Source organism: Exiguobacterium sp. s191 (assembly GCF_018618955.1).
Classification (GTDB): domain Bacteria; phylum Bacillota; class Bacilli; order Exiguobacteriales; family Exiguobacteriaceae; genus Exiguobacterium_A; species Exiguobacterium_A abrahamii.
The window spans coordinates 1,295,172-1,321,182 of the sequence record NZ_JACSNC010000001.1; the positions used below are offsets into that span (position 1 = coordinate 1,295,172).

Here is a 26,011-nt window from a genome sequence, read left to right on the forward strand (position 1 = left end):
CTCACTGGATGATTTTTTTCGTCGTATAGACACGCTGGACATCACCTTCTTGGATGAGCTTCTTGAACTGCATCCGTAACCGTTCTTCGAGCTTCTCCATATCCGCTTTTGAGTCTAAGTCCGACTTTTTCATCGCAGATAAATCACCTAAGATGATGTTATTGATTTGAAACTTTCGTAATTCTAAATCATCACGCGTTGCTTGATCGTCTGTAACGATCGTGAATTGGACATTCAAGAACCGTTCGTCTGCGATGTTCGTCGTCAAGTCGTCTGTCTGAAGACTTCGTGCATCAAGTTCTTCACCCGTCGGCTGTTCGACTTTTGCTTCTGTCGTATCATTAGCTAAAAAGTAATTCATGATCATATAACCTGCCCCAACCATCAGTGCTGCGACAATGATCATGATTAAAGGGATTTTTAGTTTACTCTTCTTCTTTTCCTCGGCCATCTTCGAGCCTCCTTACACTGTTCAAGCCCGCTAATCCGATTTGTTGATAAAAAGCGATTGCGATTGCCTTGACCTCTTCTATTGATTCCTTCACGACATAAATCTGTCCGCCAACGAGTTGAATCGTCGTATCCGGAGTGGAACGGACAGATTCAATCAGAATAGCGTTTAGTACGAGTGGTGCATTACGTAATGTCGTTAGCGTAATCATCGTTTCAGGTTGACCAATTCCTCAAGAACTTGGTCAGAAGTCGTAATGATTCGCGTATTCGCTTGGAAACCACGTTGGGCAATGATCATCTCCGTGAATTCTTCTGATAAATCGACGTTTGACATTTCGAGCGTTCCAGATGTCAATTGACCCATTCCGTTCAAGCTCGGTGTTCCAAGTACTGGCTCACCTGAGTTTTGCGACGCTGCGAACACGTTGACACCTGATTTTTCTAAACCACCTGGGTTAGCAAAGTTCGCGATCGTGATATAACCGACGTTTTGTAATGCTCCTGTCGTATCGACGTAAGTGACGAGACCGTCTTTACCGATTGATAAGTTACGTGCATCCGTTGGTACTTTTAGTTTTTGGAATCCTGCGCCACCTGCTTCCGGAAGGGGTACCGGTGGTGTCTCGCCATCTGCAATTGCTTGAGAGTCACTACCAATCAAATAGTTTCCGTCGCCGGTAACCAAGTTTCCTTCAAGATCGGTATAGAAGTTACCCGAGCGTGTATAACGAATCCCTTCCGCCGTGACGACTTGGAAGAATCCTTCCCCAGAAATCCCGACATCGAGGACGCGACCCGTATTTTGAAGCGCACCTTGGTTATACACATTATCGACTGTTGACATCGATGCTCCAAGACCGACCTGTTTCGGGTTCGTCCCACCGACATTGCCGCCTGCACCGGATGATGAACCAACCGATTGGCTGACGAGATCCTTAAACGTCACCCGTCCTTTTTTATAACCGAACGTGTTGACGTTCGCGATGTTATTCCCGACGACATCCAGTTTCGTCTGGAAGTTCTTAAGCCCACTGATTCCTGAATACATTGAACGTAACATTATTTTTCCTCCTTTGATTGAATCTGCGTCAACTCGTATACACTAATCTGTTTTCCGTTCGATAATTCGGCCATGATATCCAGCCCATCCCGTTTTACACTAACGACACTGGCTGTCTCTTCGACGGTCGTCGTCTGTTCTGCTCCAGAAGCATCGGTCGTCTTTGACTCTGCTTCATAACTGACGTTCTTACCAATCAGATTGCTGTAGGATAATAACGCCGTCGCATGTTGGTTCAAGACCATCGTGTCCATCGTCTTCCCGATTGCTTGCATCTGTTCAAGTGAAGAAAACTGCGCCATCTGAGCAATGAAATCCTTATCTTCCATTGGTGCCGTCGGGTCCTGATTCGACAGCTGGGCAATCAGAATTTTCATGAACATATCTTTATCCATTGCTTTATTCGTCGGTACTTGTGACTTTTCAGGAAGCTGGTATGAAGTACCATCTGTTTTGATTGCATCAGTCATCGTCTTCCTCCTCTTCTTCCTCTACTGGAGCGGGTGTTTCTTGATAAGGGGACTCATGCTCCTGCTGATCACGTGTGAAGGACTGTTGAAACTCCCGTGCACTAGATGCGATCATCCCCGTCTCGATCTTCACGACCGGCGTCTGCTGGTGTAAAGCTGTCTGCAATTTTCCGAGTTGTTGCTCGATCGATTGTTTCGCTTGTTCAGTACTCGCAAACAGTTTGATGGTCAATGCCCCCTCCTTACGATCGAGTTGAACGACGACCTCTCCAAGCTGTTCTGGATAAAGACGAATCGACAATCGAGTTGACCGGTCAGCACCTTTTAAGAACGGTGCCTGTTGAAGTGCAGCTTCAATCCGTTGTTGAATCTGTTCTGGTACGGGTAGCGGCACTGGACGAATCGTTTGCAACGGGGTACCCTTGTAAATCGGCATGCTCATTGGAGTCAGCGCGGCTTTTCCTTCTGGATCAACGGCCATGGTCGCTTTTCGCATGAGTGAAGCGAATACCAACGGAAGCGGTGTCTTTCCTTTTGCCTGCTCAGCTACAGCTACAGTGTCCGACTTGAGCGCTTCGACAATAGGACCAGTTTGCGGGAGCGTCTGTTTCACAGGCAACGCGGAAATGTCTCCTTCAATCGTAGTAAGTAATGGTTGTTTTAAGTTGTTCGTATGATGATCTTTCATTTTGATCGTATCGTTCGTTACTGTCTGCAAGACGACTTGCTGAAGCAATGGTGGCAATTGATCGAACTGATTTTTCGCCTGCTCGACATTTCCCTCAAGCAATTGTTTGACGAACGCTAGTAGTTGTTCCATTTTCTTCGGTTCTTGTTTTAACGCCTCTACTTCCGGTTGTTTCAGTAAAGAGAGAAGCTCGTCCGGTTGATCTACGAGTTCTTGTATCCAATCCGGTAATAGTGGTGTCTCCACTTTCGTCTCGAGTGCTGTCAAATCAGCTGAGACCGGTGACGATGACGTTGTTGGTAACTTTGTCAGATAATCCAGTAACGAAGCAAATTGACCACCAACCGTGGTCATCTCTCCTTTTTTCCCTGTTCCAGTATTCAAGTTCGGGGAGGATGATTGTATTACTTCCGTCATGTTCATCTGGCTTCCCTCCTTACTTCGTCGCGAGTAGCTGTGTTAAGGCCGCCGCTTTTTTAGCATCCATCTTGGCAATGATCGCCGCCTGTTGTTCCGCATCGATGTCCTCGATGATCGGTACGACTTCTGTCGGACTGAGTTCGTTTAAGATGAGCGCAGCATCCTTTGGTGCCATTTCAGCATAGACATCAGTCACAGATGCTGCTTTTTTCTTCGTCGTCTTCGTTTGATCCGTCGTCGCGGGCGTCGGTGTTTGTTTTAAACGATCTCGTTCTGCAATCAAACGTTCGACTTCCTGTTCTTTAGCTTTTAAAGTATCCGATTGTTCCTTGCTTTGATTGCGTAGTTTCTTGATTTCTTGATTCGCTACTTTCAGACGACGTTCGAGTTCTGCTGACGGATTTGCTTGATTCGTAGTCGTTTTTTCCGTTGCGAACGGTAAGGATAGCAGTGGACGTCCATTCGCATAATTTAATACGAAATAAGCTGTCAGCAAGATTAAAATCAAAGGGATGATCAATAAAGGTAAGATCCATCCTTTTGACGTTTTATTTTCACTCATATCATCCGTCCTCTTCCAAACTGTAACAATGCCAGTTCATCTAATTGATTTTGTTCCGTCAATGCTTCGATTCGTTTTGTTTCAACCGTATGATTCTCCTGCAGACAACTAAACTTCTTCTCCTCGATCAATGCTCGTTCGAGTGCTTCCTGTGCGCGTTCATAGCGATTTTTCGATTGTGTCACGTACAGTTGTTGCCGTTCGATTTCTTGTTTCACGACATCTCGAGCCCGCTCCCGATATTGCGAAGACGTTAATTCGACGATGCCAATCTCATCTTGCGCTTTCAGAAAGGATTCATATCGGACGAGCAGATGGTATAGTTTTTCGACTTCAATCTCATATTGTTTTTTATGAAGGCTCAATTCTTTTGCGACGCGATCTTTCTCTGCTTCAGCCAAAGGAATGATTCGTTCATAAATCGTCTTCATCTTCCGTCCTCCTTACTGAATCGTTGCCATGAGTTGCTGACAAGCTTTTTCGAAGTCACTGTCTTCATGGATTTGTTGTTTTAAAAAACGGATCAGCTCCGGATATTTATCAACGGCACGATCAATTTCTGGGTTCGTCCCTTTTTTGTAGGCGCCGATATTGATTAAGTCTTCCGAATCAAGATACGTCGATAACAGCTGGCGAAATGCGACGGCAGCTGTCTTTTGTTCAGCAGTCGTGATTTGATTCATGACACGACTGATGGATCGTAAGACATGAATCGCCGGAAACTGTCCTTTGTTCGCAAGATTACGATCAAGAACGAAATGACCATCTAAGATCCCTCGTACAGCGTCAGCAATCGGTTCATTCATGTCGTCTCCATCGACGAGCACAGTATAAAAAGCCGTAATCGACCCATCTTGCGTTTTCCCGCTACGTTCGAGTAACTGAGGAAGAAGAGCAAAAACGCTTGGTGTATACCCTTTTGACGCAGGCGGTTCACCTGTCGCAAGACCAATTTCTCGTTGTGCCATCGCAAAACGTGTGACAGAGTCCATCATCAAGACCACATTCTTACCTTGATCCCGAAAATGTTCGGCGATGGCTGTTGCCGTATAGGCGCCTTTTAGACGAACAAGTGGCGGTTGATCACTTGTCGCTACGACCAAGATGGAGCGTTTCATTCCTTCTTCACCGAGTTCTGCCTCCACGAATTCCTTGACTTCGCGTCCTCGTTCACCAATCAAGGCAATGACGTTGATGTCTGCTGTCGATCGTTTTGCAATCATACCGAGTAGTGTCGACTTCCCAACTCCTGATCCTGCAAATAAACCAACGCGTTGCCCTTGACCGACTGTTAGTAGCCCATCGATGGCACGGATGCCCGTCGAGAGAACATCACTGATACGAGGTCGCTCCAACGGACTAGGTGGTTTACGAACGATTGATGTCGTACGTAAATTTTCTAATGACTCCCCATCCAGTGGTCTCCCTAGACCATCGAGCACCTTACCGATCAGTTCATCCCCTACAGGGACGTGGAGTGGTTTTCCTGTCGCAAGAACAATCGAGCCTGGAGCAATCGATGTCGTTTCACCATACGGCATGAGTAGGACGTGACCTTCTCTAAAACCGACGACTTCCGCTTCAATCGTCTGCCGTTGTTGAATTTGGATCAAACAACGCTCGCCGATTGCGACAGCCGTTGGTCCACGTGATTCAATCATCAATCCAATCACTTGTACGACCTTTCCGGAATGCTGAACGAGTTCTTCCGGACGAATTTCTCGAACTGCGGCTTGAATCGCATTTACGTTAAACATGATGTAAAACCTCTTTGATTTTGGTTTGTAGGGCTTCAAAGCCACTTGTCAAACCACCTGTGATTGCTCCATTCTCCGAGTCGATCCGATAATCGCGTGCTTTAAGCGCTGGATCAAATCGTAATTGAATCGTCGCATTGGCACCTAGAACACCTTGGAGTTGCTCTTCAAGCAGAACAACCCGTTCAAAATCCGCTGGTGAAGCGTAGATAATGATCTTTTCACGATCTCGGAACTGAATGATCAACTGATGTAATAATTGGTATAATGCCTCTTCTTCTTCATCATGTAACTGCTCTAGAAACTGATGCGTCACCTGGAGTCCAAGCACACACAATTCATGTTCCAATCGCATCAATCGCTCTTGATTTTGCTCTTCGATTCGTGCAGTAAACGTATTTGTCATTGCGATTTGCTCTTCGAACGTTGCTTGTCCTTCCGCACGTCCTGTTTCAAATCCAGCCTGGTGTCCTTCTTCATATCCTCGTTGACGTGCTTCCTCTAATGCCTGAAGACGTTCTTGTTCAAACTCACGCTGACGCTGTTCAAACTCTAGAACCATCACCTGGCGAAGACGTTCTAGTTCAGCGTGACCTTCTGCCATCCGCTCTTCATAGAACGTATCTGGAACGATTGCCGATTCTTCCTGAGCATTTCGGACTTGAACGAGTGTTCGTTCCTGTCGTTCAATCACAGCTTGTCTTTTGATGACGTTAGACAACAATATCATCTCCTCCACCACGAGCCACGACGATCTCACCCATGTCTTCTAAGCGGCGGATGATTCCGACGATTCGACTTTGTGCTTCTTCGACGTCTCGGAGACGAACAGGACCCATGAATTCCATATCCTCTTTGAACGATTCGACCATCCGTTGTGACATGTTGCGGTAGACCATATCCTTGACGTCGTCTGACGATACTTTGAGTGCCAACAGTAGATCTTCGTTCGATACTTCGCGAATGATGCGCTGAATCGCCCGTGCATCGAGCGTGACGATATCTTCGAAGACGAACATCCGTTTTTTGATCTCTTCTGCGAGTTCTGGATCCTGAATCTCGAGCGTATCGAGAATCGTTCGTTCCGTTGTCCGGTCGACCCCGTTCAATACTTGAACGACCGCCTCGATACCGCCAGACTGCGCAAAATCTTGCATGCCTGCTTGTGACAAATTCCGTTCGAGAATTTGCTCTACTTCGCTAATGATCTCCGGGTTCATTCTGTCCATCGTCGCAATCCGCCGTGCTACATCGGATTGTGCTTCTGCCGGTAGCTCCGAGAGAATCTGTCCTGATTTGGCAGGATCAAGATGGGCAAGAACAAGCGCGATTGTTTGCGGATGTTCATTTTGAATGAAGTTCAATAGCTGTTTTGGGTCTGCCTTTCGTGCAAACTCAAACGGTCGGACTTGTAACGTCGATGTCAGGCGATAGATGAGTTCCATCGCCTTTTCTTCACCAAGCGCCTTCTCAAGAACCGATTTAGCAAACCCAATTCCACCTTGAGTGATGTAGTTTTGCGCCATTGCTAGTTCATGAAACTCATCGAGAACGACTAACTTATCTTCTGGATCGACTCGTTTCATACTTGAGATTTGAAGGGTCAACCATTCCATCTCTTCTTCCGATAAATGTTTATATACACTGGCAGCGACTTCAGGACCTAACGAAATCATGAGAATCGCAGCCTTTTCCCGACTGTTCATTTCTAGCTTCTTCATCTCATCAATCCTCCGCTAACCAAGTACGTAATAATTTCGCAAACTCATCCGGATTGGATTCAGCGAGTTTTTCAAGCTGTTTGCGTTTGACTGCACCATCGCTCGTATCTTCTGTTGATAATTCCGGAATTTCCGTCTCAATCGGTGTCCATTCCTCAAGTTCTTCGATTTCATTCGCTCTCCGTCGACGCATGAGGAGGATGACTGCTCCAATGACGAGGATTGCCGCTCCACCAAGGGCGAACCAAACCCACATCGGTGTTGCCGTCGTCGTTTTCGTCGCTGCCGTCGTTTCCGCGAATGGTCGAGACATGACAACGACCTTATTGGCAAGTTCTGCATCCGTCAGCGTTGCTTTCGCATCTGTCTTCGTTAATGACGTCCGGATGATGGAGTACATCATCGTCTGTAAGTCCGTTTGTAGTTGTGGGTCGATCTGATTCTGACCTTTTGGTGGCTCGACGATGATTTGAATTCCTAAATCACGAATCTCGTAAGGAGCTCCTGTGATTTGTTTTGTGATTCGATTGACTTCATAGTTGATGATATCGTGTGTTTTCTCACTCGTATCACCCGTCGTTCCAGTACCCGCTGGGAAATTCGTCGTCTCATTTTGCCCCGTACCTGCTGTACCAGCATTTGCAGAGCCTGTGTACGCTTCTGCTACTTTTTCAGCAGACGTGACGATCCCTTCGATTTTATCGGGATCTACTGGCTCAACAAGCTTTTGTTCTTCCTGACGTTTCGTGACATCGACATCTGCCGTGACTGAAACGAGCGCTTTTTGTGGACCGAGAACGACAGATAGCATCTGCTGAATCTGCTTGCGTAAATCGTTTTCCGTCGTTTTCTTCAGCGCCATCGGATCGGTTCCACCCGCTGTTTGTGTAGCAGATCCTGGCTCGTAATACGTAAAATACTGATCCATGATCGTAATGTTTTCTTCTTTAAGGTTCGGAATACTCTTTGCAATCAAATGATACAACCCTTGAACCGTCTGATTGTTAAGATTACTACCCGCGCTAGAAGTCAAGACGACAGAAACCGTTGAAGATTCCTTTTCATCAGATAGAAAAACACTCTTCTCCGGGAGAGTGATCATGACTTTTGCTGACTCGATCCCATTAACTTGTGTGATCAAGTTTTCAAGTTCCGTCTGCATCGTATCGCGTTCGAGAATGTTCATCTCTTTATCCGTCGTTCCGAATCCAGCGTTTTCACTGAAGAAGGAATAGTCGATTTGACCGGATTTTGGTATACCAGCCGTCGCTAATTCGACTTTTAAGTTTTCAACGTTTGCTTCTGGAACAAGTATCGTCACACCGTTCGCTGAGCTGACGACTTCCGATGCGATTCCATCTTCATTTAGCTTTTCCGTCACTTGCCCCGCCTCTTGAGGGGATAGCTTCGAATAAAGAGGCGTCATTGTTGGTTTAGATAACCAGATGATCGCAACAATCAACGCCGCTAAAACGACGACGATGATTCCTAAAATCGTCGCCTTTTTCGCAAGTGACCATTCTTTCCATGTTGTATTCATTGCTCCCAATCGAGCTTTTAAACGTTCGTTCATTCAACATCTCCCACGCTTTCCTTAACAGTCACAGTTGCATACGCATCATTTCTTGGTATGCTTCGATGCCTTTGTTACGGACTTCAAGGGCGAGTTGCATAGAAAGCGATGCCTCTTCTGTTTTAATCATGATGTTATGTAGATCCGTCGTCTTTCCTGTCGCGAGATCGACGCGCGCTTGAGATGAGGCATGTTGCGTTGCATTCAGTCCGTTCATCGCTTCGCTGAGCACCTCACTAAAATCACTTGGTGTCGTCTTAGCGACTGTCTGCGTGGGTAGTACCATCTGCATGTTTTGAATTGGTTGAATTGCCATCTCGTCATCTCCTCTACTTATTTACCAATCTCCATCGCTTTGATGAGCATCGCTTTTGTCGCGTTCAAAGCCGTTACGTTCGCTTCGTAAGAGCGTGTCGCGCCCATCATGTCGACCATTTCTTTTAAGATATCGACATTAGGCATCTTGACGTACCCGAGTTCATCCGCATCTGGATGCGTCGGATTATATTCTAATTTGAATGGTTCAGGATCCTTCTTCAATTCACTGACCGTGACACCATTGGCAGTCTCTTTCAACACAGCGAGTTTTCTCGCGTACGGTTGCCACTGTCCATTGACGAGCTCACCTCGTGTCGTTTGAGCATTCGCAATGTTTGCTGAGACCGTATCAAGCCGCAAACGCTGGGCAGTTAAACCGGACGCAGACGTATGAAATCCGTTGAACATACTCATCGATTACTTTCCTCCTCGGATAACAGACTGAATGCCCGAGAATTTGCGATTCAACTGTTCTACCAACGCCTCGTACTCAATTTGATTGCGTGATAATTCAGACATCTCAAGATCGATATCGACACCATTTCCATCGTTACGCATCGTATTTGGTCGATCGACGATGCTACCAGAAGTTCCGATTGTTGCGTGTCGCTTTAAACTCATTTTCATCTCTAAATCGAGCACATCTCCAAAAGTGACACGCTTTGCCTTATACCCAGGCGTATCGACATTCGAGATGTTCTTAGCGATAACTTCCTGTGCCATAACCGTTCGATTGACAGCTTGTGTCATTACGTTATAGTCAGACCCTAACCAATTCATCTTCTTTCCTCCACTCATGGAAACTATATTCAAATTCACGACAAAAAGTAAGTCGTTAGTAACATATCTGAAATAATTGAAACAAATAGGTCAATGTTTGAAAAGAAGTTTTTTGAAAAATAGGGTAATGAGATGTTAATAATCTGTTTTTTATTCCCTTTTCTTATAAAAATGATAAATAATACCTAGTCAAACAAAAAAGACCTAGTGCTTAACTAGGTCTTCTCTCTATAAGCAGCAATTCCCTTTTTAGTTCGATTTAATTCGTTCTAATTCATATAGGAAATTATCGTTTAAGATTTTGATGTATGTTCCCTTCATCCCGAGCGAACGTGACTCGATGACTCCTGCACTTTCGAGCTTACGAAGCGCATTGACGATGACGGAACGAGTAATACCGACACGATCCGCAATCTTTGAAGCGACGAGTAACCCTTCATTTCCTTCAAGCTCTTCGAAGATATGCTCAATCGCTTCGAGTTCCGAATAAGACAGTGAATTGATCGCCATCTGAACGACCGCTTTCTTCCGTGCTTTATCTTCCGCCTCATGAGCCTTTTCACGAAGGATCTCCATCCCGACGACTGTCGCACCATACTCTGCCAGCACGAGGTCTTCTTCGTTGAAGTCTTCAACCATACGACCGAGGACAAGCGTACCAAGGCGTTCTCCACCACCAATGATTGGTACGATCGTCGTTTTCGACGTTTCGAACGTGTCACGGTTATCGACCGGGAATGCCGTATGTTCGCTATCGATGGCAATGTTTGCCGTCGTTTCCGTGACGTTAAATAATTTTTTCGTGTAATCTTCCGGGAATTGACGTTCTTCTAAGAAACCACGGACCCGGTCATTTTCGATTTGTTGCTTGATTGCGATACCCAGTAACTTACCGCGCCGACTTACGATGAATGTGTTTGATTCCATGACTTCACTGAGACGGTCAGCCATGACCTTGAAATCAACATGTGTGCTCGCTTCCTGTTGTAACATCGTATTCAGCTTCCGCGTTTTCGCCAATAAATTCATTTTTTCTTCCTCCACTTTATAAGATGAACTGACTTAAGTCACGATCATCTGCTACTTTTCCAACTCGATCCGTCACGTATTGTGGCGTGATCGTCACATCCGTTTCCGGCATATCTGCTGCTTCGAAAGATAATTCCTCGAGCACGCGCTCCATGATCGTATACAAGCGCCGCGCTCCGATATTATCCGTCTCATCGTTCACTTGTGCAGCAATCCGTGCGATTTCACGAATGGCTTCTTCTGTAAAGGTGACATGAACATGCTCTGCACCTAATAATGCTTTATATTGTTTGAGTAATGCTTGATTCGGTTCAGTCAAAATTTTGACAAAGTCATCTTCTGTCAAACTATCGAGTTCGACACGGATCGGAAAACGACCTTGGAGTTCAGGAATCAGATCAGATGGTTTCGCCATATGGAACGCACCTGCAGCAATGAACAAGATATGATCTGTCTTGACTGGACCATATTTCGTAACGATTGTTGATCCTTCAACGATCGGTAAGATGTCCCGCTGAACACCCTCTCGTGAAACACCTGCTGAATCATGTCCTTTTGTCGCAATCTTATCGATCTCATCGACGAAGATGATCCCCATTTGTTCTGCGCGACGGACCGCTTCGTCATGGACTTCGTTCAAGTCAAGCAACCGTTCCGCTTCTTCAGCTGTCAAGATCGGTCGCGCTTCTTTGACTGTGAGTTGACGCTTCTTCGTTTTCTTCGGCATGACTTGTCCGAGCATATCCTGAAGATTCGCAAGCCCCTCCATACCTTGTTGCCCAGAGAATAAATCCACTTGACGTTCTTCGACATCGACCTCAATCATTCGATCCTCGAGTTGCCCCGTCAGTAATTGCTGACGAAGTAACGAACGGTCGGCTGTCGCTTCCGATGTATCCGGCTCTTGTTGCTTTTGGTTCCCGCCGAACAACATCTCAAATGGATTCGTTCCACCACCGAGACCAGATGACGCTTTTTTCCCAGACAACGCATCAACGATTCGTTCATTCGCCACTGCTTCCGCTCGATCCTTGAGCGCTTCTTTTTTCTCATCTTTGACAAGACGCAGAGACGCTTCCACGAGATCCCGCACCATTGACTCCACATCACGACCGACGTACCCTACTTCCGTGAACTTCGTTGCTTCAATCTTGACGAACGGCGCCCGAACGAGTTTCGCGAGGCGTCGCGCAATTTCCGTCTTTCCGACACCGGTAGGTCCGATCATCAGAATGTTCTTCGGTGTGACTTCGTCCCGCATCGATGCATCGAGTAACTGTCGACGATAACGATTTCGTAAAGCAATCGCCACCGCACGTTTAGCATCTGCTTGTCCGATGACATGTTCATTCAACTTCTCGACGATTTGTCTTGGCGTCAATTCATGCATGGTCATTGCCTCCGATCGTTTCTAGGATGATTTGATCGTTCGTAAAGACACAGAGTTCACCAGCCGTCTCAAGAGCTGCGCGGGCGATTTCCTCTGCCGTGAGATGACTTGCGTGTCGAGCTAACGCGCGACCTGCTGCAAGCGCATAATTACCACCTGAACCGATTGCGAGAATGCCATCATCCGGTTCAATGACTTCCCCGTTTCCGGATACAAGTAAGAGATGTGTTCCATCCATGACGAGTAAGAGTGCTTCTAGTTGACGCAGCATCTTATCGCCTCGCCATTCCTTCGCTAGCTCAACTGCTGCCCGTTGTAAGTTCCCGTTATACATTTCAAGCTTCGCTTCGAATTTTTCAAAGAGTGTAAACGCGTCCGCGACACTTCCAGCAAATCCGGCAATGACTTTTCCACCATAGAGGCGCCGTACTTTTTTCGCACTTTTCTTCATGATGACTTGGTTTCCGAAAGTCACCTGTCCGTCTCCGCTCATCGCGGATTGTCCGTTATGTTGAATCGCAAAAATCGTCGTTGCATGAAACATCAATGTTTCCTCCCTTAGGCACGAGGATGTGCTTGTTGATAAACATGTCGTAATCGTTCCGTCGTTACGTGTGTGTACTGACCGGTCGTCGACAGCGATGCGTGTCCAAGTAACTCTTGGACTGCTCGCAAATCGGCGCCTCTTTCCAGTAAATCTGTCGCGAAACTATGACGAAGCGCATGTGGAGTCACATGTTTCCCAACAAGTTGTTCCCCTTTTTTCATGATTTTCCGAATCGCATCCGTCGTCAATCGACGCCCAGAATGAGACAAGAATAACGCTTGCTCATGACCTGCGACTGGATCTCGTGATGGTAAGTACAGTTCTAATGCATCTTTAGCAAAGGTTCCTATTGGTGCGATGCGTTCCTTCCCACCTTTTCCATACACATGGACGTAGGAGTGATCAGTCGCGAGATCACGAAGATCCAGTTGAACGACCTCGCTGACCCGCATACCCGTCGCATATAAAAGTTCTACTAACGCCACATTCCGGTTGCCAAGCGTATCACTCGATCGAAAGGCATCGAGGAAACGTTCATATTCCGTTGGGACGAGGAATGTCGGAAGTCCTTGTTGTCGTTTTGGTGCTTTTAATCCATCGAATGGATTAGGCTCATCGGTGTCACGTGTCAAAAAACGACCAAATTGTTTGAGGCAGGAAACTTTTTGTGCAATCGTCGCCCGCGCCAGCTCCTGATCGTAAAGAGCATACAAATAACGCCGTGCACTTGCCAATTCAATCGATCGTAACTGATGATCGCGGCAAAAAGCGGCGTATTGTCGAAGTGTTTGATCATAAGAGCGACCAGTATTCGGAGATAATTGACGTTCAATATGAACATACCGCATGAAATCTTCTAGCAGTCGCTCAAAAGCAGTGTCTATCCCCATGAATGCGCCCCCTTCTGACCATTTCATTCTCGAATCGACCTTAGCATAGCACAGACCAAGTAGTCTGACAATAGACCAAAAACCGAAAAATTAACGAAATTATCGCGCTTTTATGACAAATTAAGAAATGGGGAGAAAGAGCGCTGAATCACGCCTTTCTCCCCATCAAAAATCACATATCCGTGAAATCTTTGATTGCTTCAAGTGCTCGCTCTGCGTAGAGCGCATACTTCTCAGGTTTTTTCATCCGAACCGGATGACCAACGAGTGCTGGTACCAATCCGAAGTTGGCATTCATTGGCTGGAAGTTCTTCCCTTCCGTCGTCGTGATATAGTGCGACATCGCACCCATCATCGTTTCCTGCGGGAACGTAACCGGTTCCGCCTCATTGACGAGACGTGCCGCGTTGATTCCTGCCGTTAAGCCGGACGCTGCTGACTCGACGTACCCTTCGACACCTGTCATTTGACCAGCAAAGAACAAGTCGTCACGTGTACGTGTCTGATACGTTGGCTTTAACAAATTCGGTGAGTTGACGAACGTGTTACGGTGCATGACACCATAACGGACGATTTCTGCATTCTCAAGACCAGGAATCAAGCGAATGATCCGCTTTTGTTCGCCCCATTTCAAATGTGTCTGGAAGCCGACAAGGTTGAACAATGTTCCAGCTGAGTTATCTTGACGCAATTGAACGACAGCATATGGTCGTTTGCCTGTCTTCGGATCTTCAAGTCCGACTGGCTTCATTGGCCCGAACAAGAGTGTTTTCGGTCCGCGAGAAGCGAGAACTTCAAATGGCATACAGCCCTCGAAGTAAATCTCTTTTTCAAATTCCTTCAGTGGAACAACTTCCGCATTGATCAGCTCATCATAAAAGAGCTGGAATTCTTCTTCCGTCATTGGACAATTCAAGTAGGCAGCTTCGCCTTTATCATATCGTGATTTCAGATAAACCTTCTCACGATCGATTGTGTCTCCATCGATAATCGGTGCCGCTGCATCGAAGAAGTATAGATAATCTTCACCTGTGAATTGTTTAAGTGATTCCGATAATGCCGCACTCGTCAACGGACCCGTCGCGACGATCGTCGGACCATCTGGAATCGCTTCGATTTCTTCATGATGGACTGTAACGTTCGGATGGTTTTTCAACGTTTCCGTCACATATCCTGCGAAGTCGTGCCGATCGACAGCAAGTGCTCCACCTGCTGGAACGCTCGCTAAGTCTGCTGCTTTCATGATCAAGGAATCGAGCTGACGCATCTCTTCCTTTAAAACACCGACTGCGTTCGTTAACTGGTTCGCTCGAAGTGAGTTCGAACAGACGAGTTCAGCGAATTGGTCTGTATGGTGCGCGGGTGTCTGCTTGACAGGCCGCATTTCATATAAGTCTACTTGTACGCCGCGTTTTGCAAGTTGCCATGCTGCTTCAGAACCTGCAAGTCCCGCGCCGATTACCGTTACACGTTTCAACGGTCATTCCTCCTCTTGCTCCTGATCGATGCGTGTTTCATGATGTCCACAAGATGTACATTCTACTTTCACACCGTTCTTGATTTTCTTTTGTACCATCATACTGCTACATACCGGACATGGTTCTTCGACCGGTTTATCCCATGAGACGAACTCACATTCCGGATAGTTCGAACAACCGTAGAACAAACGTCCTTTTTTACTACGACGTTCGACGATGTCGCCCGTTCCACATGTCGGACACTTCACACCGATCTCGACTTGGATCGGTTTTGTGTTACGACACTCTGGGAAGTTCGAGCACGCCATGAACTTGCCATAACGTCCCATCTTGATGACCATCGGATGACCACAGACTTCACAATCTTCTCCAGCCGGTTCATCTTTGATTTCAATCTTCTCGATTTCTGCTTCTGCTCGTGTCAGACGCTTTGCAAAGGACTTATAGATTGGATCGACGACTTCCGTCCACTGCATGTCACCTTTTTCGATCGCATCAAGTAAAGCTTCCATGTCTGCCGTGAACTGGACAGTGATGAACTCTTGGAAATAGTCGCTGATCATATCGATGACGAGTTCACCAAGTTCCGTTGGTAAGAATTTCTTCTCTTCAAGCGTCACGTAACCTCGTTTTTGAATCGTATCGAGTGTCGGCGCATACGTCGACGGACGACCGATACCGAGCTCTTCCATCGCCCGGACAAGACGTGCTTCCGTATAACGTGGCGGTGGTTGTGTGAAGTGTTGTTTCGGTTCGATTGCTGATTGTTTTAACTCTTCCCCTTCAGCGAGTGGAGGAAGTAATCCTTCCTTGACGTCTGAAACCGCCTCATCGTCCGTATCTTCGATGTAGACCTTCATGAAGCCCGGGAATTTAACGGTCGATCCGTTCGCACGGAACGTGACGTCGTTCGAGACGAGATCGATTTTGACAGTATCGAGAATCGCTGGCGCCATCTGGCTTGCGACGAACCGTTCCCAAATTAGTTTATATAAGCGGAACTGATCACGCGATAAATACGATTTGACGAGTTGTGGCTCGCGCATCGTCGAAGTCGGACGAACCGCTTCGTGTGCATCTTGTGAGTTCGCTGATTTCTTTTCTTTACGTTTCTCGCTTGCGATGTATTCTTTACCGTACGCCTGTTCAATGAACCCGTGTGCTTCGAGGTTCGCCGAATCTGACGTCCGTGTCGAATCGGTACGCATATACGTGATCAAACCGACTGTACCTTCTTTTCCAATCTCGATTCCTTCGTATAGCTGTTGTGCGATCATCATCGTCTTCTTCGCTCGGAAGTTCAGCTTACGTGCTGCTTCCTGTTGCAGAGAACTGGTCGTAAACGGTAACGCCGGATTCCGTTTCCGCTCTTTTTTCGTGACAGAATCAACTGTGAAGTCTTCCGAGAGTTGATTCAAGATTTGATCGACTTCTTCTTGCGAATGAAGTTCACGCTTCTTGCCATCGACTCCATAGAAGTTCGCTTCGAGCTTTTCACCGTTTGCATCGAGTTCGAGTTTGATCGTCCAGTATTCTTCAGGCATGAACGCGTTGATTTCTTGTTCCCGATCAATGATCATCTTGACGGCAACGGATTGAACGCGTCCCGCAGATAACCCTTTTTTAATCTTCTTCCATAATAACGGACTCATGCTGTAACCAACAAGGCGGTCCAAGATACGACGGGCTTGCTGTGCATCGACAAGATCATAGTTGAGCTTGCGTGGTCGCTTGAACGAATCCTTGATGGCATCTTTCGTGATTTCATTGAAGACGACGCGGCACTCCGTTGATTCATCAACGCCTAATGCTTTAGCTAAATGCCATGCGATCGCTTCCCCTTCACGGTCGGGGTCGGCTGCGAGATAGATTTTTTGTGCTTTTTTCGCAGCTGTCTTGAGTTCTTTTAAGACCGGACCTTTACCACGGATCGTGATATATTTCGGTTCATAGTCATGTTCGACGTCGACTCCCATTTGGCTTTTCGGCAAGTCAATGACGTGCCCCATCGACGCTTTCACGGTATAGTTGGATCCGAGATAACGTTTAATGGTTTTTGCCTTAGCGGGTGACTCGACGATTACTAGATATTTTGCCATTGCAATCGCTCCCTATTAGAGGCGTACTCGTATTTTAATCTCACTTATCATAGTAGTCTCGATTCCCATTTGTCAACGTTCAGCCGAATACTTTTTGAAACTTCTTCCGGATCAAGGAGTGGAATCGCTCCTTCTGCGATCAATTGATTCGTTCCGGAAAAGAACGATTCCGTGGGACAACCCGGCAAACAATAGACATCTTTTCCTTGGTCAAGCGCATGACTGGCAGTATTCATCGTACCGCTTCGTTTCGCCGCTTCGACGATGATCAATGATGAAGACAATCCAGCAATGATTCGATTCCGTTCTAGAAATTGAAATTTTTGAATAGGAGTTCCGGGTGGATATTCGGAGAGAAGAAGACCGTGTGAGAAGATACGTTCAAAAAGAGTAGCATGGGAAGTAGGATATAGGCGATCAAGTCCGCCAGCAAGAACCGCGATCGTTGTCTGCTGATGTTTTAAGGATAGACGATGGACGAGGGCATCAATACCATAGGCACCTCCGGAAACGGTGGCGAGATCTGGATGAAAGAAAGGTTGCAGGAAACGCATGCGGGAAAGGTGTTGCGGTGAGGGGGTTCGACTACCGATGATACTGACGCGTGGAAGTGTTAGGCGGGACGGATCACCGCGGTAAAAGAGGGCATAGACCGGTTGAGGGATCGTCAGTAACACAGTCGGAAACAGTGGATCTCCTTTGACTAGAATCGACTCTTCGATCCAATCAAGCTGTAATGCTTGTTCATACCGTTTTCGAAGACGCGTCGAAACGGGTAATTCATGACTTGGAACGATTCCGAATTGCTCAATCAATCGGACGATCGTGTACGGTACCTGACACATGGCGAAGCGGACATACAGTTCACGTTTCATGAGATCAGCGCTCCTTATTTAAGCTTCTTATTTATATAGAAGAAAGCCGTCCTGATTTGATCAGGACAGCTTCTTTTTTTGATTTATTTGACTGTGCTGTTCGTCACGCACTCGTCATAGATCCCTGCTTCTTTGATGACACGGATTAACGTCTCACCAATGACAGCTGGTGTTTCTGCCACTTCGATTCCGTTTGCACGGAGTGTCTTGATTTTTTCAGCAGCTGTTCCTTTACCGCCAGAGATGATCGCACCTGCGTGACCCATCCGTTTGCCGGCAGGAGCTGTTTGACCACCAATGAAACCAATGACCGGTTTCGTCATGTTTGCTTTGACCCACTCAGCCGCTTCTTCTTCAGCTGTTCCACCGATTTCCCCTAACATGATAACGGCTTTTGTTTCTGGATCTTCATTGAATGCTTTGAGCGTATCGATGAAGTCCGTTCCATTGACCGGGTCGCCCCCGATACCAACAGCTGTCGATTGACCGATGCCAGCCGTCGTTAATTGATGGACAGCTTCATACGTCAAAGTCCCAGAACGTGAGACGATACCGACATGACCTGGTGTATGGATGTATCCTGGCATGATACCAAGTTTCGCGACACCTGGAGTGATGACGCCCGGGCAGTTCGGTCCGATGAGACGAACTGGTTTGCCTTCAAGGTAACGTTTTACTTTGACCATATCAAGAACTGGAATACCTTCCGTGATACAGATGATCAACGCGATGTTCGCATCTGCTGCTTCCATGATTGCATCCGCTGCGAATGCTGGTGGTACGTAGATGATCGATGCGTTCGCACCCGTTTTTTCGACCGCTTGTGCGACCGTATCAAAGACAGGAACACCACCGAGTACTTCCGTACCGCCTTTTCCTGGTGTGACACCGCCTACGAGGTTTGTGCCGTAGTCAATCATCTGTTCACCGTGGAACATCCCTTGGTTACCAGTAATCCCTTGAATAATGACTTTCGTCGATTCGTTCACCCAAATACTCATCTTTAGCTCCCCCTTACTTCACGAGCGCAGCGATTTTTTCTGCGCCGTCTGCCATTGATGTAGCTGCTGTAATCGCTAGACCTGAATCTTTGAGAATTTGTTTCCCTGCATCAACGTTCGTCCCTTCAAGACGAACGACGAGTGGCAATTCGAGACCGACTTCTTTTGTCGCCGCAACGATACCTTCTGCGATGACGTCACATTTCATGATTCCACCGAAGATGTTGACGAAAATCCCTTTGACGTTCTCATCCGATAAGATCAGTTTGAAGGCTTCTGTTACTTTTTCCTTCGTCGCACCACCACCGACATCGAGGAAGTTCGCAGGATCACCACTGAAGTGTTTGATGATATCCATCGTTGCCATGGCAAGACCAGCACCATTGACGAGGCAACCGATGTTTCCATCGAGCGCGATGTAGTTCAAATCACTCTTTGATGCTTCGACTTCGCGTGGATCTTCTTCTGTTTCATCACGTAACGCCACGATGTCCGCATGACGATACAATGCATTTGAGTCGAAGTTCAACTTCGCATCCAGTGCGAGGACTTCGCCATCTTTCGTCGTAACGAGTGGGTTGATTTCTGCGATCGAACAATCCTTGTCGACGAAGAAGTTGTAGAGTTTCGTGACCATACCGACGAACTTGTTGACGAGCTTCACAGGAACACCCATTGCGAACGCAAGTTTACGCGCTTGGAATCCTTGAAGACCAACTGCAGGATCGACGACTTCCTTGATGATTTTTTCTGGTGTCGCTTCCGCCACCTCTTCGATGTCCATACCACCTTCGCTTGATCCCATGATGACGACACGGCCTGTCACACGATCAAGTACGATTCCAAGATAGTATTCTTTGTCAATCGCACACCCTTCTTCGACGAGAAGACGTTGAACGACTTTTCCTTCTGGACCTGTTTGGTGCGTGACGAGCGTTTTGCCGAGTAACTCCGTCGCATATTCCTTCACTTCTTCTTGCGATTTCGCAAGCTTGACGCCACCTGCTTTACCGCGTCCCCCCGCGTGAATTTGAGCTTTGACGACTTTAATCGGGCCTGACAATTGTTCTGATGCATCGACCGCCTCTTCGACGGTGAAGGCTGCGATTCCGTTTGGTACGGGCACACCGTACGAACGAAGTAATTCTTTTGCCTGATACTCATGTACATTCATGAAAAAATCCCCCTTAACCCCTTTAGTTTCGGCTCTTTCATTGTAGTTAAAATTGGAAGCGCTGTCTATCGTTATCGACCGAAAGCTTTATTTTTTCAGAATTTCATCTTGATCGAGACGATATAAAAAGGCGAATAACTCAGCGATGACACCGTATAATTCTTCTGGAATCTGTTCTGATACTTGAACAGCATCTAGTAGCGTCATCAACGTTTCGTCCTGCCGGATCGGAATATCATGTTTTAATGCCTCTTCTAAAATCCGTTCTGCGATGTGTTCCGATCCCTTAGCAACGACCTTTGGGGCATACATCTGTTCTTCGTATGATAGAGCTATTGCTTTTTTCATATATGAAGATCCACCCTTCCGTTGCGCGTCGAGATGTCATGCGATACACGCTCTTTCACCTGTTCGACCCAATCGAATCGTGTCAACGCATAGCCCTGTTCCTCGAGTCGTGCTTGAATCTGAGGCGTATAGGCTTGCATGAACGTATCGACGTGCGCATTTGGATGAAATACAGAAATCGAGACGTTTCGGTCTGCGATCAAGACGTCAACAGCGACCTCACCGAGCGTCGGTAATTGAAGATACAAGACGACGCGAGCATGATTCGGATCAAACTTCCGTTCGAACGGCGCTTCCATCATGAGATCAACATCTTCGAACGGTCCAAACTGGGGTAATTGAAATAAATAAACTCCTTTACCGGCTTCGTTCGTTGCTTGAACGAGTTGTTGTGCTAAAATTTGATCGCTTGTCTTTCGATCAAGCGTTCGACCTGTCTCGTCACCCTTTGCCAATTGAACGAGTTCCGTAAGAGCGTGCTTTAACTGCTTCGCTTCTCCTTCCGTCACTGGTTGACCGATTTGCCTCAGTAGTTCTCGTGTTTCTGCAGTCGGTACAGTCTGACGTTGTAAAAAGGAGTCAAGTAGCTGCGGTAAAGCCGACTTTTGCGGAACCGTCTCGGTCGAGATGATTTTTAAGACCGGTTGCCCCTCTGCTGAAACGACTTGAAAGCGATACATGTTGCCTTCTTTTAGTTCAGCCGTCGTTCCTGCCGTCAAGACGCGTTGACCGACCTGGAGTTCCATCAATCCATCCGGCAACAGCTTCAATACTTTACCGACGATGTTCGCGCCTTCCCGTAACGGTAGGTTTGCATGATCGATGATTTTAAATGGTAGTAAGGCACGATGTTCGATTTGCATGATCGTTTCCTCCTAGAGGCGTTCTTTGACAGGGCGGAATGTTTTCCGGTGAATCGATGTGACGCCCAGTGTATCGAGCGCTTTTAAATGTATCGGTGTTCCATAGCCTGCATGTGTTTCAAATCCGTATCCCGGATATTTGATCGCATATTGTTCCATCATCGCATCTCGTGTCTCTTTCGCAACGACACTTGCAGCAGCAATTGAGACACTCCGTGCATCTCCTTTGATGAGAGACTGTTGTGGTGTATCCCCTTCGAGTGTCATCGCATCAACGAGTAAGGCATCCGGTTGCAATTGACGGACAGCATTTTGCATCGCCTGTTTCGACGCTTGATAGATGTTGATTTCGTCAATTTCAGCCGGTTCGATGATCCCAATCGCAATCTCAGCCACTTCTTGTAGATGCTTGAGTGCCGCTTGCCGCTGTACTTTACTCATCTGTTTCGAATCTGTTAGTCCAGGATGATAGAAACCGTCTGGTAAGATGACCGCTGCTGCGACGACAGGACCAGCTAGTGGACCTCGTCCGACTTCGTCAACTCCTGCAATTCGCACGTACCCTTGCTGACGATACTCGTCTTCAAATGTGAGCCGTTCCTTGAAATCGATGCGTTGCTGCTCTTCGAGCGCGAATCGTCGTTCTGTCTGACGAAACAGTGTATGCACCCCTTTTCGCGCATCTGTCACAAGTTCCTGCTTCAATTGAATAAATTCTTCTAGTGTTGCCTGGTGTAATCGCTGTTTCAATTCTGCTATCTTCATACATCCTGCTCCTTTGAAAAAAACTTGGACATCAAAAGATGTCCAAGTCTGTTATTCATTCGTTTCCCACTCTTCAACCGTTTCAAGCGTCACACGACCGAGCTTTTCCGTCCGTAGCTCATGCAGAAGCATTTCGCTCGTCCGCTCGAAATCGACATACCCACCTGAGACGAATCCACGTTTTTTACCGATTGCTTCGAGTACATCAACCGCCTCTCCGGATACTTCGTCGAGTCGATAACGCTCACGTAACTGCTCCGGATACCGCGTCTTTAGCTCACGAAGAGCAAATAGCGCAATATCGTCGATGTTTAAGATATCATCCTTGATGGCACCGGTAGCGGCTAGACGATAGCCAACGACTTGATCATCGAACTTCGGCCAAAGGATACCTGGTGTATCGAGTAATTCCATCTCACCTGTCTTCATCTTGATCCATTGCTGGCGTTTCGTCACACCCGGACGGTCACCGGTGATTGCGATGTTCCGACCAGCGAGACGATTGATGAGCGTCGATTTCCCAACGTTTGGAATACCGATGATCAAGGCACGGATTGCACTCGGATTCCGACCTTTTTCTCGCATCCGTGCATGCTTTTCTTTCATTAAACGTAACGCACCTTCATGGATTTGATTCAATCCTTTGTTATGCTTCGCGTCAACCGCGACGACATCGACACCATCTGCTCGTAATGCGTTCATCCATTGTTCTGTCAATCGTTTATCCGCCATGTCTGCCTTATTGAGGACGATCAGTCGCGGCTTACCTGCTGTGATCTGCTCGACCATTGGATTACGGCTCGACATCGGAAGACGTGCATCGACGAGTTCGATGACAACATCAATCAACTTTAATTTTTCTGTGACTTCCCGACGTGCTTTGGCCATGTGACCGGGGAACCATTGAATCGTCATATCCTTCACCTCGTTCATATATTCCTGGACTTCTTGCTGATCATACGATACACGAAAAACATCCACTCCCTAGTATACGCAACTTCAGACAAGAAAAGAAGATGAGGTGCTTACTTTTAACGGTAAGCGTCTCATCTTCTTTCGTTTTAATCGACAGATCGCAAGTCATTGAATGGATAGAAAACGAAGTTCGTCGTTCCGACGATTTGATCTTCATCCACGAAACCGATATCACGACTATCTTTTGAATTTTGACGATTATCTCCCATGACGAATACTTTCCCTTTCGGAACGGTCGTTTCTCCCGTTCGCTCTTCAAGCGTGAAGTCTTCCGTCAATGGCACGCCACTCATCTGGGCTTTGTATTCTTTCAAGTACGGTTCGGCGACCTTCTTATCGTTGACATACAATGTATCGTCTTTGTAATACATCGTATCTCCAGGAACAGCGATGACACGTTTGATGTAGTCTCGTGTTTCTGTTGCATGGAAGACGACGATATCGCCTCTTTCTGGTTCATTAAAATAGTATGGGACCTTATTGACGATCATTCGATCCGCATTGTGTAAGGTTGGCATCATCGATTCCCCATCAACGATGACGGGTACGAACAGGAACGTTCGAATGATGAACGCGATGACGAGCGCTACGACGAGCGCCTTTACCCAACTGAATAACTCCTTCACGAATTCCACTCCCTTGATTAACGCAATTTCTTCCTAAGGACTAGTATACGCATAAACTGCAAAAAAAAGAAGCTTGTCCGGAGACAAGCCACTTTTTCACATGATTAACGACGAATTTCTTTAATACGCGCCGCTTTACCACGAAGGTTACGGAGGTAGTAAAGTTTCGCACGACGGACTTTACCGTAGCGAACGACTTCGATTTGTGCAACACGTGGTGAGTGGAGCGGGAAAGCACGCTCAACGCCAACTCCGTAAGAAATTTTACGGACTGTGAATGTTTCACTGATGCCGCCACCGTGACGTTTGATGACTACGCCTTCGAAGAGCTGAATACGCTCACGCGTACCCTCGACGACTTTAACGTGTACACGGACTGTATCCCCAGGACGGAACGCAGGGACGTCTGACTTGATTTGTTCTTGTGTAAGTTCACGGAACAATTGTTGTGTGTTCATGAATGATTTCTCCTTTTTTCACCAATGTTCTTATCTTCATTTGCTTCAAGCATCCGACAGCGGAACATCGTTAATGGGTGGCTTTTGCCACATGTTTTAACTTATCATAGATTCAGTCGTTTGACAATCCTGAAATCGAGTCTAAATAACGCTGGTCTTCTTCCGTTAACGATGCGTCCACGAGAAGATCAGGGCGCCGCTCATATGTCCGCTTCAGCGACTGTTCCCGTCGCCATTTTTCAATCCGGGCATGGTTGCCTGATAACAAGACATCGGGTACTCGGTACCCTTTATATTCTGCTGGACGCGTATAGTGCGGGTATTCAAGAAGTCCCGTCGAGAACGAATCATCTTCGTGACTCGCAGAAGCACCGAGGACGTCCGGTAAGAGGCGTACGACGGCGTCGATCATCGTCATCGCAGCGAGTTCTCCTCCCGTCAAGACGAAGTCTCCGAGCGAAACCTCATCCGTCACCAACTGATCATGGATTCGCTGATCAAATCCCTCATAGTGGCCACATAAGAAGACAAGTTCTTCTTCGTTTGCCCATTCTTCCGCCATTCGTTGCGAAAACCGTTTACCGGTCGGTGTCATGACGATGATTCGTCGTTTTCGTTCCGGCAGACTTGCCATCGCATCGAAGACGGGTTGAGGCGTCAACAGCATGCCTGCTCCTCCGCCATACGGATAATCATCGACCTTACCATGTCGATTCGTTGAAAAGTCTCGAAAATTGATTGTTTCGAGTATGACGTGTTGATCGTCTTGCGCTCGCTTGACGATCGAATGATCAAGCGCTGAAAACATCTCTGGAAACAGCGTCAATACACGGATGTTCATTCCTCGATCAGTCCCGGAAGCGGCGTGATCTGAATGCGTTTCTGTTCGACGTCGACGGAAGCGACGACCTGCTCGATATACGGGATCAGGACATCTTTTTTTCCGTCGCGTTTGATCGTCCAGACGTCATTTGCGCCCGTTTCGAGAATGTCGGATACGACTCCGATTTTCGTCTCACCGTCATAAACCGTACAACCGATGATCTCATGATAGTAAAATTCATGCTCGTCTAAGTCCTGTAAGTCTTCTGCATGGACATAGAGTTTCAATCCTTTGTACTTCTCGACGTCATTGATATGATGCATCCCTTTGAACGTCACCATGATGAATTGTTTATGCTTTCGGTAGCCACTGATCGTTACCGGTGTATACGTGCCTTCAGAGCCGAGAAAGACTTCTTTTCCGACCTTAAAGCGTTCTTCCGGAAAATCCGTGCTTGCGAGTAACTTCAATTCCCCTTTTAGACCGTGCGTGTTGGCGATTTTCGCAATTTCCAACCATTCCATTCGTTTCACTTCCTTTCTTGAATTAAAAAAAGGAGGTAAGCTTTCGCTCACCTCCTAACGTCTTACTTCGCGAGTTTCGCGTTGTGGAATTTCTCCATGATACCAGCTTGTGAGAAGAGGTTACGAACTGTGTCCGAAGGTTTAGCACCTTCAGAGAGCCATTTAAGAGCTAGCTCTTCGTTGATTTTAACTTCTGCTTCTGGTTTAGCAACTGGATTGTAGTATCCGATTTGCTCGATGAAACGACCATCACGTGGTGCACGTGAGTCTGCTACTACCACACGGTAGAAAGGTGATTTTTTTGCGCCCATGCGCTTAAGACGAATTTTAACTGCCATTCGTAA

The 26,011-nt window shown here is 46.9% G+C and carries 32 protein-coding genes; all 32 read right to left on the minus strand.

All coding sequences use genetic code 11. The features are described 5' to 3' along the window. Position 1 precedes the first annotated feature (1 nt). The 32 genes from KNQ09_RS07015 to rpsP all read right to left on the minus strand — a co-directional run bounded on the left by KNQ09_RS07015 (position 2) and on the right by rpsP (position 26,005). A complete protein-coding gene (locus tag KNQ09_RS07015; protein WP_029342066.1) occupies positions 2–451 on the minus strand; it encodes a flagellar basal body-associated FliL family protein in 450 nt (149 codons plus the stop codon). Beyond that, complete coding sequence (locus tag KNQ09_RS07020; RefSeq protein ID WP_029342067.1) at positions 426–662, minus strand: flagellar FlbD family protein; 237 nt, start codon at positions 660–662, stop codon at positions 426–428. The genes KNQ09_RS07015 and KNQ09_RS07020 overlap by 26 nt, the downstream gene beginning before the upstream one ends. Next, positions 659–1,513, minus strand: coding sequence for a flagellar basal body rod protein FlgG (flgG, locus tag KNQ09_RS07025; RefSeq protein WP_029342068.1), 855 nt, complete (start codon positions 1,511–1,513; stop codon positions 659–661). The genes KNQ09_RS07020 and flgG overlap by 4 nt, the downstream gene beginning before the upstream one ends. Next, complete coding sequence (locus tag KNQ09_RS07030) at positions 1,513–1,983, minus strand: flagellar hook capping FlgD N-terminal domain-containing protein (RefSeq protein ID WP_029342069.1); 471 nt, start codon at positions 1,981–1,983, stop codon at positions 1,513–1,515. The genes flgG and KNQ09_RS07030 overlap by 1 nt, the downstream gene beginning before the upstream one ends. Beyond that, positions 1,976–3,094 (minus strand): flagellar hook-length control protein FliK, encoded by a 1,119-nt coding sequence (locus KNQ09_RS07035; RefSeq protein WP_214858015.1) that lies wholly within the window; start codon positions 3,092–3,094, stop codon positions 1,976–1,978. Before KNQ09_RS07035 ends, KNQ09_RS07030 begins: the two co-directional genes overlap by 8 nt. Positions 3,095–3,107: 13 nt before the next feature. Continuing rightward, positions 3,108–3,653: a MotE family protein gene (locus KNQ09_RS07040; protein ID WP_050677477.1), complete on the minus strand. Its 546-nt coding sequence runs from the start codon at positions 3,651–3,653 to the stop codon at positions 3,108–3,110. Continuing rightward, positions 3,650–4,084: a flagellar export protein FliJ gene (locus KNQ09_RS07045; protein WP_214858017.1), complete on the minus strand. Its 435-nt coding sequence runs from the start codon at positions 4,082–4,084 to the stop codon at positions 3,650–3,652. The genes KNQ09_RS07040 and KNQ09_RS07045 overlap by 4 nt, the downstream gene beginning before the upstream one ends. 12 nt (positions 4,085–4,096) lie before the next feature. After that, positions 4,097–5,410, minus strand: a complete 1,314-nt coding sequence (gene fliI / locus KNQ09_RS07050) for a flagellar protein export ATPase FliI (protein WP_029342073.1) — start codon at positions 5,408–5,410, stop codon at positions 4,097–4,099. Beyond that, positions 5,403–6,140, minus strand: coding sequence for a FliH/SctL family protein (locus KNQ09_RS07055; protein ID WP_214858019.1), 738 nt, complete (start codon positions 6,138–6,140; stop codon positions 5,403–5,405). Before KNQ09_RS07055 ends, fliI begins: the two co-directional genes overlap by 8 nt. Further along, on the minus strand, positions 6,124–7,131 hold the full coding sequence (fliG, locus tag KNQ09_RS07060) for a flagellar motor switch protein FliG (protein WP_050677479.1): 1,008 nt from the start codon (positions 7,129–7,131) through the stop codon (positions 6,124–6,126). The genes KNQ09_RS07055 and fliG overlap by 17 nt, the downstream gene beginning before the upstream one ends. Before the next feature lie 4 nt (positions 7,132–7,135). Then, positions 7,136–8,671, minus strand: a complete 1,536-nt coding sequence (fliF, locus tag KNQ09_RS07065) for a flagellar basal-body MS-ring/collar protein FliF (RefSeq protein WP_251138109.1) — start codon at positions 8,669–8,671, stop codon at positions 7,136–7,138. Positions 8,672–8,732: 61 nt separating this feature from the next. Then, positions 8,733–9,020 (minus strand): flagellar hook-basal body complex protein FliE, encoded by a 288-nt coding sequence (fliE, locus tag KNQ09_RS07070; RefSeq protein ID WP_029342077.1) that lies wholly within the window; start codon positions 9,018–9,020, stop codon positions 8,733–8,735. A gap of 17 nt (positions 9,021–9,037) precedes the next feature. Then, a complete protein-coding gene (flgC, locus tag KNQ09_RS07075; protein WP_214858021.1) occupies positions 9,038–9,436 on the minus strand; it encodes a flagellar basal body rod protein FlgC in 399 nt (132 codons plus the stop codon). A 3-nt stretch (positions 9,437–9,439) separates the two neighbouring features. Continuing rightward, positions 9,440–9,802: a flagellar basal body rod protein FlgB gene (gene flgB / locus KNQ09_RS07080; protein WP_214858022.1), complete on the minus strand. Its 363-nt coding sequence runs from the start codon at positions 9,800–9,802 to the stop codon at positions 9,440–9,442. A gap of 249 nt (positions 9,803–10,051) precedes the next feature. Next, positions 10,052–10,831: a GTP-sensing pleiotropic transcriptional regulator CodY gene (gene codY / locus KNQ09_RS07085; protein ID WP_023468725.1), complete on the minus strand. Its 780-nt coding sequence runs from the start codon at positions 10,829–10,831 to the stop codon at positions 10,052–10,054. 16 nt (positions 10,832–10,847) lie between these two features. Next, the gene (hslU, locus tag KNQ09_RS07090) at positions 10,848–12,221 is read right to left on the minus strand and encodes an ATP-dependent protease ATPase subunit HslU (RefSeq protein ID WP_035406964.1); all 1,374 of its coding nucleotides are present in this window, start codon (positions 12,219–12,221) and stop codon (positions 10,848–10,850) included. After that, a complete protein-coding gene (gene hslV / locus KNQ09_RS07095; protein WP_023468727.1) occupies positions 12,214–12,765 on the minus strand; it encodes an ATP-dependent protease subunit HslV in 552 nt (183 codons plus the stop codon). The genes hslU and hslV overlap by 8 nt, the downstream gene beginning before the upstream one ends. Before the next feature lie 14 nt (positions 12,766–12,779). Further along, positions 12,780–13,658 (minus strand): tyrosine recombinase XerC, encoded by an 879-nt coding sequence (locus tag KNQ09_RS07100; RefSeq protein WP_023468728.1) that lies wholly within the window; start codon positions 13,656–13,658, stop codon positions 12,780–12,782. A 172-nt stretch (positions 13,659–13,830) separates the two neighbouring features. Beyond that, positions 13,831–15,135: an FADH(2)-oxidizing methylenetetrahydrofolate--tRNA-(uracil(54)-C(5))-methyltransferase TrmFO gene (gene trmFO, locus KNQ09_RS07105; protein WP_214858024.1), complete on the minus strand. Its 1,305-nt coding sequence runs from the start codon at positions 15,133–15,135 to the stop codon at positions 13,831–13,833. Positions 15,136–15,138: 3 nt separating this feature from the next. Then, the gene (gene topA / locus KNQ09_RS07110; RefSeq protein ID WP_064299647.1) at positions 15,139–17,235 is read right to left on the minus strand and encodes a type I DNA topoisomerase; all 2,097 of its coding nucleotides are present in this window, start codon (positions 17,233–17,235) and stop codon (positions 15,139–15,141) included. A 47-nt stretch (positions 17,236–17,282) separates the two neighbouring features. Further along, positions 17,283–18,110 carry a DNA-processing protein DprA gene (gene dprA, locus KNQ09_RS07115; protein WP_064299646.1) on the minus strand — a complete coding sequence of 276 codons (828 nt, stop codon included), beginning with the start codon at positions 18,108–18,110 and terminating at the stop codon, positions 17,283–17,285. An 83-nt stretch (positions 18,111–18,193) separates the two neighbouring features. Continuing rightward, positions 18,194–19,111, minus strand: coding sequence for a succinate--CoA ligase subunit alpha (sucD, locus tag KNQ09_RS07120; protein ID WP_023468731.1), 918 nt, complete (start codon positions 19,109–19,111; stop codon positions 18,194–18,196). Between the two features lie 13 nt (positions 19,112–19,124). Beyond that, complete coding sequence (gene sucC, locus KNQ09_RS07125; RefSeq protein ID WP_023468732.1) at positions 19,125–20,285, minus strand: ADP-forming succinate--CoA ligase subunit beta; 1,161 nt, start codon at positions 20,283–20,285, stop codon at positions 19,125–19,127. An 87-nt stretch (positions 20,286–20,372) separates the two neighbouring features. Next, entirely contained in the window at positions 20,373–20,633 is a 261-nt protein-coding gene (locus KNQ09_RS07130; RefSeq protein ID WP_214858025.1) for an EscU/YscU/HrcU family type III secretion system export apparatus switch protein, read from the minus strand. After that, positions 20,630–21,496 (minus strand): flagellar hook-length control protein FliK, encoded by an 867-nt coding sequence (locus KNQ09_RS07135; RefSeq protein ID WP_214858026.1) that lies wholly within the window; start codon positions 21,494–21,496, stop codon positions 20,630–20,632. Before KNQ09_RS07135 ends, KNQ09_RS07130 begins: the two co-directional genes overlap by 4 nt. Before the next feature lie 12 nt (positions 21,497–21,508). Beyond that, positions 21,509–22,261 carry a ribonuclease HII gene (locus KNQ09_RS07140; protein WP_214858027.1) on the minus strand — a complete coding sequence of 251 codons (753 nt, stop codon included), beginning with the start codon at positions 22,259–22,261 and terminating at the stop codon, positions 21,509–21,511. Positions 22,262–22,312: 51 nt separating this feature from the next. Next, positions 22,313–23,176, minus strand: a complete 864-nt coding sequence (gene ylqF, locus KNQ09_RS07145; RefSeq protein WP_050677486.1) for a ribosome biogenesis GTPase YlqF — start codon at positions 23,174–23,176, stop codon at positions 22,313–22,315. A 146-nt stretch (positions 23,177–23,322) separates the two neighbouring features. Beyond that, positions 23,323–23,862 (minus strand): signal peptidase I, encoded by a 540-nt coding sequence (gene lepB, locus KNQ09_RS07150; protein ID WP_050677487.1) that lies wholly within the window; start codon positions 23,860–23,862, stop codon positions 23,323–23,325. Positions 23,863–23,966: 104 nt separating this feature from the next. Next, complete coding sequence (gene rplS, locus KNQ09_RS07155) at positions 23,967–24,320, minus strand: 50S ribosomal protein L19 (RefSeq protein WP_023468738.1); 354 nt, start codon at positions 24,318–24,320, stop codon at positions 23,967–23,969. 112 nt (positions 24,321–24,432) lie between these two features. Further along, complete coding sequence (trmD, locus tag KNQ09_RS07160; RefSeq protein ID WP_075642542.1) at positions 24,433–25,161, minus strand: tRNA (guanosine(37)-N1)-methyltransferase TrmD; 729 nt, start codon at positions 25,159–25,161, stop codon at positions 24,433–24,435. After that, positions 25,158–25,667, minus strand: coding sequence for a ribosome maturation factor RimM (rimM, locus tag KNQ09_RS07165; protein WP_023468740.1), 510 nt, complete (start codon positions 25,665–25,667; stop codon positions 25,158–25,160). The genes trmD and rimM overlap by 4 nt, the downstream gene beginning before the upstream one ends. A gap of 62 nt (positions 25,668–25,729) precedes the next feature. Beyond that, positions 25,730–26,005, minus strand: coding sequence for a 30S ribosomal protein S16 (gene rpsP / locus KNQ09_RS07170; protein WP_023468741.1), 276 nt, complete (start codon positions 26,003–26,005; stop codon positions 25,730–25,732). Between the last annotated feature and the right edge of the window lie 6 nt (positions 26,006–26,011).

Excerpts from the sequence above, each read along its gene's own strand:
- KNQ09_RS07015 (WP_029342066.1), bottom strand. The coding sequence starts at position 451 with ATGGCCGAGGAAAAGAAGAAGAGTAAACTAAAAATCCCTTTAATCATG.
- KNQ09_RS07020 (WP_029342067.1), bottom strand. The coding sequence starts at position 662 with ATGATTACGCTAACGACATTACGTAATGCACCACTCGTACTAAACGCT.
- flgG (WP_029342068.1), bottom strand. The coding sequence starts at position 1,513 with ATGTTACGTTCAATGTATTCAGGAATCAGTGGGCTTAAGAACTTCCAG.
- KNQ09_RS07030 (WP_029342069.1), bottom strand. The coding sequence starts at position 1,983 with ATGACTGATGCAATCAAAACAGATGGTACTTCATACCAGCTTCCTGAA.
- KNQ09_RS07035 (WP_214858015.1), bottom strand. The coding sequence starts at position 3,094 with ATGAACATGACGGAAGTAATACAATCATCCTCCCCGAACTTGAATACT.
- KNQ09_RS07040 (WP_050677477.1), bottom strand. The coding sequence starts at position 3,653 with ATGAGTGAAAATAAAACGTCAAAAGGATGGATCTTACCTTTATTGATC.
- KNQ09_RS07045 (WP_214858017.1), bottom strand. The coding sequence starts at position 4,084 with ATGAAGACGATTTATGAACGAATCATTCCTTTGGCTGAAGCAGAGAAA.
- fliI (WP_029342073.1), bottom strand. The coding sequence starts at position 5,410 with ATGTTTAACGTAAATGCGATTCAAGCCGCAGTTCGAGAAATTCGTCCG.
- KNQ09_RS07055 (WP_214858019.1), bottom strand. The coding sequence starts at position 6,140 with ATGATATTGTTGTCTAACGTCATCAAAAGACAAGCTGTGATTGAACGA.
- fliG (WP_050677479.1), bottom strand. The coding sequence starts at position 7,131 with ATGAAGAAGCTAGAAATGAACAGTCGGGAAAAGGCTGCGATTCTCATG.
- fliF (WP_251138109.1), bottom strand. The coding sequence starts at position 8,671 with ATGAATACAACATGGAAAGAATGGTCACTTGCGAAAAAGGCGACGATT.
- fliE (WP_029342077.1), bottom strand. The coding sequence starts at position 9,020 with ATGGCAATTCAACCAATTCAAAACATGCAGATGGTACTACCCACGCAG.
- flgC (WP_214858021.1), bottom strand. The coding sequence starts at position 9,436 with ATGAGTATGTTCAACGGATTTCATACGTCTGCGTCCGGTTTAACTGCC.
- flgB (WP_214858022.1), bottom strand. The coding sequence starts at position 9,802 with ATGAATTGGTTAGGGTCTGACTATAACGTAATGACACAAGCTGTCAAT.
- codY (WP_023468725.1), bottom strand. The coding sequence starts at position 10,831 with ATGAATTTATTGGCGAAAACGCGGAAGCTGAATACGATGTTACAACAG.
- hslU (WP_035406964.1), bottom strand. The coding sequence starts at position 12,221 with ATGCATGAATTGACGCCAAGACAAATCGTCGAGAAGTTGAATGAACAT.
- hslV (WP_023468727.1), bottom strand. The coding sequence starts at position 12,765 with ATGTTTCATGCAACGACGATTTTTGCGATTCAACATAACGGACAATCC.
- KNQ09_RS07100 (WP_023468728.1), bottom strand. The coding sequence starts at position 13,658 with ATGGGGATAGACACTGCTTTTGAGCGACTGCTAGAAGATTTCATGCGG.
- topA (WP_064299647.1), bottom strand. The coding sequence starts at position 17,235 with ATGGCAAAATATCTAGTAATCGTCGAGTCACCCGCTAAGGCAAAAACC.
- dprA (WP_064299646.1), bottom strand. The coding sequence starts at position 18,110 with ATGAAACGTGAACTGTATGTCCGCTTCGCCATGTGTCAGGTACCGTAC.
- sucD (WP_023468731.1), bottom strand. The coding sequence starts at position 19,111 with ATGAGTATTTGGGTGAACGAATCGACGAAAGTCATTATTCAAGGGATT.
- sucC (WP_023468732.1), bottom strand. The coding sequence starts at position 20,285 with ATGAATGTACATGAGTATCAGGCAAAAGAATTACTTCGTTCGTACGGT.
- KNQ09_RS07130 (WP_214858025.1), bottom strand. The coding sequence starts at position 20,633 with ATGAAAAAAGCAATAGCTCTATCATACGAAGAACAGATGTATGCCCCA.
- KNQ09_RS07135 (WP_214858026.1), bottom strand. The coding sequence starts at position 21,496 with ATGCAAATCGAACATCGTGCCTTACTACCATTTAAAATCATCGATCAT.
- KNQ09_RS07140 (WP_214858027.1), bottom strand. The coding sequence starts at position 22,261 with ATGAAGATAGCAGAATTGAAACAGCGATTACACCAGGCAACACTAGAA.
- ylqF (WP_050677486.1), bottom strand. The coding sequence starts at position 23,176 with ATGACGATTCAATGGTTCCCCGGTCACATGGCCAAAGCACGTCGGGAA.
- rplS (WP_023468738.1), bottom strand. The coding sequence starts at position 24,320 with ATGAACACACAACAATTGTTCCGTGAACTTACACAAGAACAAATCAAG.
- trmD (WP_075642542.1), bottom strand. The coding sequence starts at position 25,161 with ATGAACATCCGTGTATTGACGCTGTTTCCAGAGATGTTTTCAGCGCTT.
- rimM (WP_023468740.1), bottom strand. The coding sequence starts at position 25,667 with ATGGAATGGTTGGAAATTGCGAAAATCGCCAACACGCACGGTCTAAAA.
- rpsP (WP_023468741.1), bottom strand. The coding sequence starts at position 26,005 with ATGGCAGTTAAAATTCGTCTTAAGCGCATGGGCGCAAAAAAATCACCT.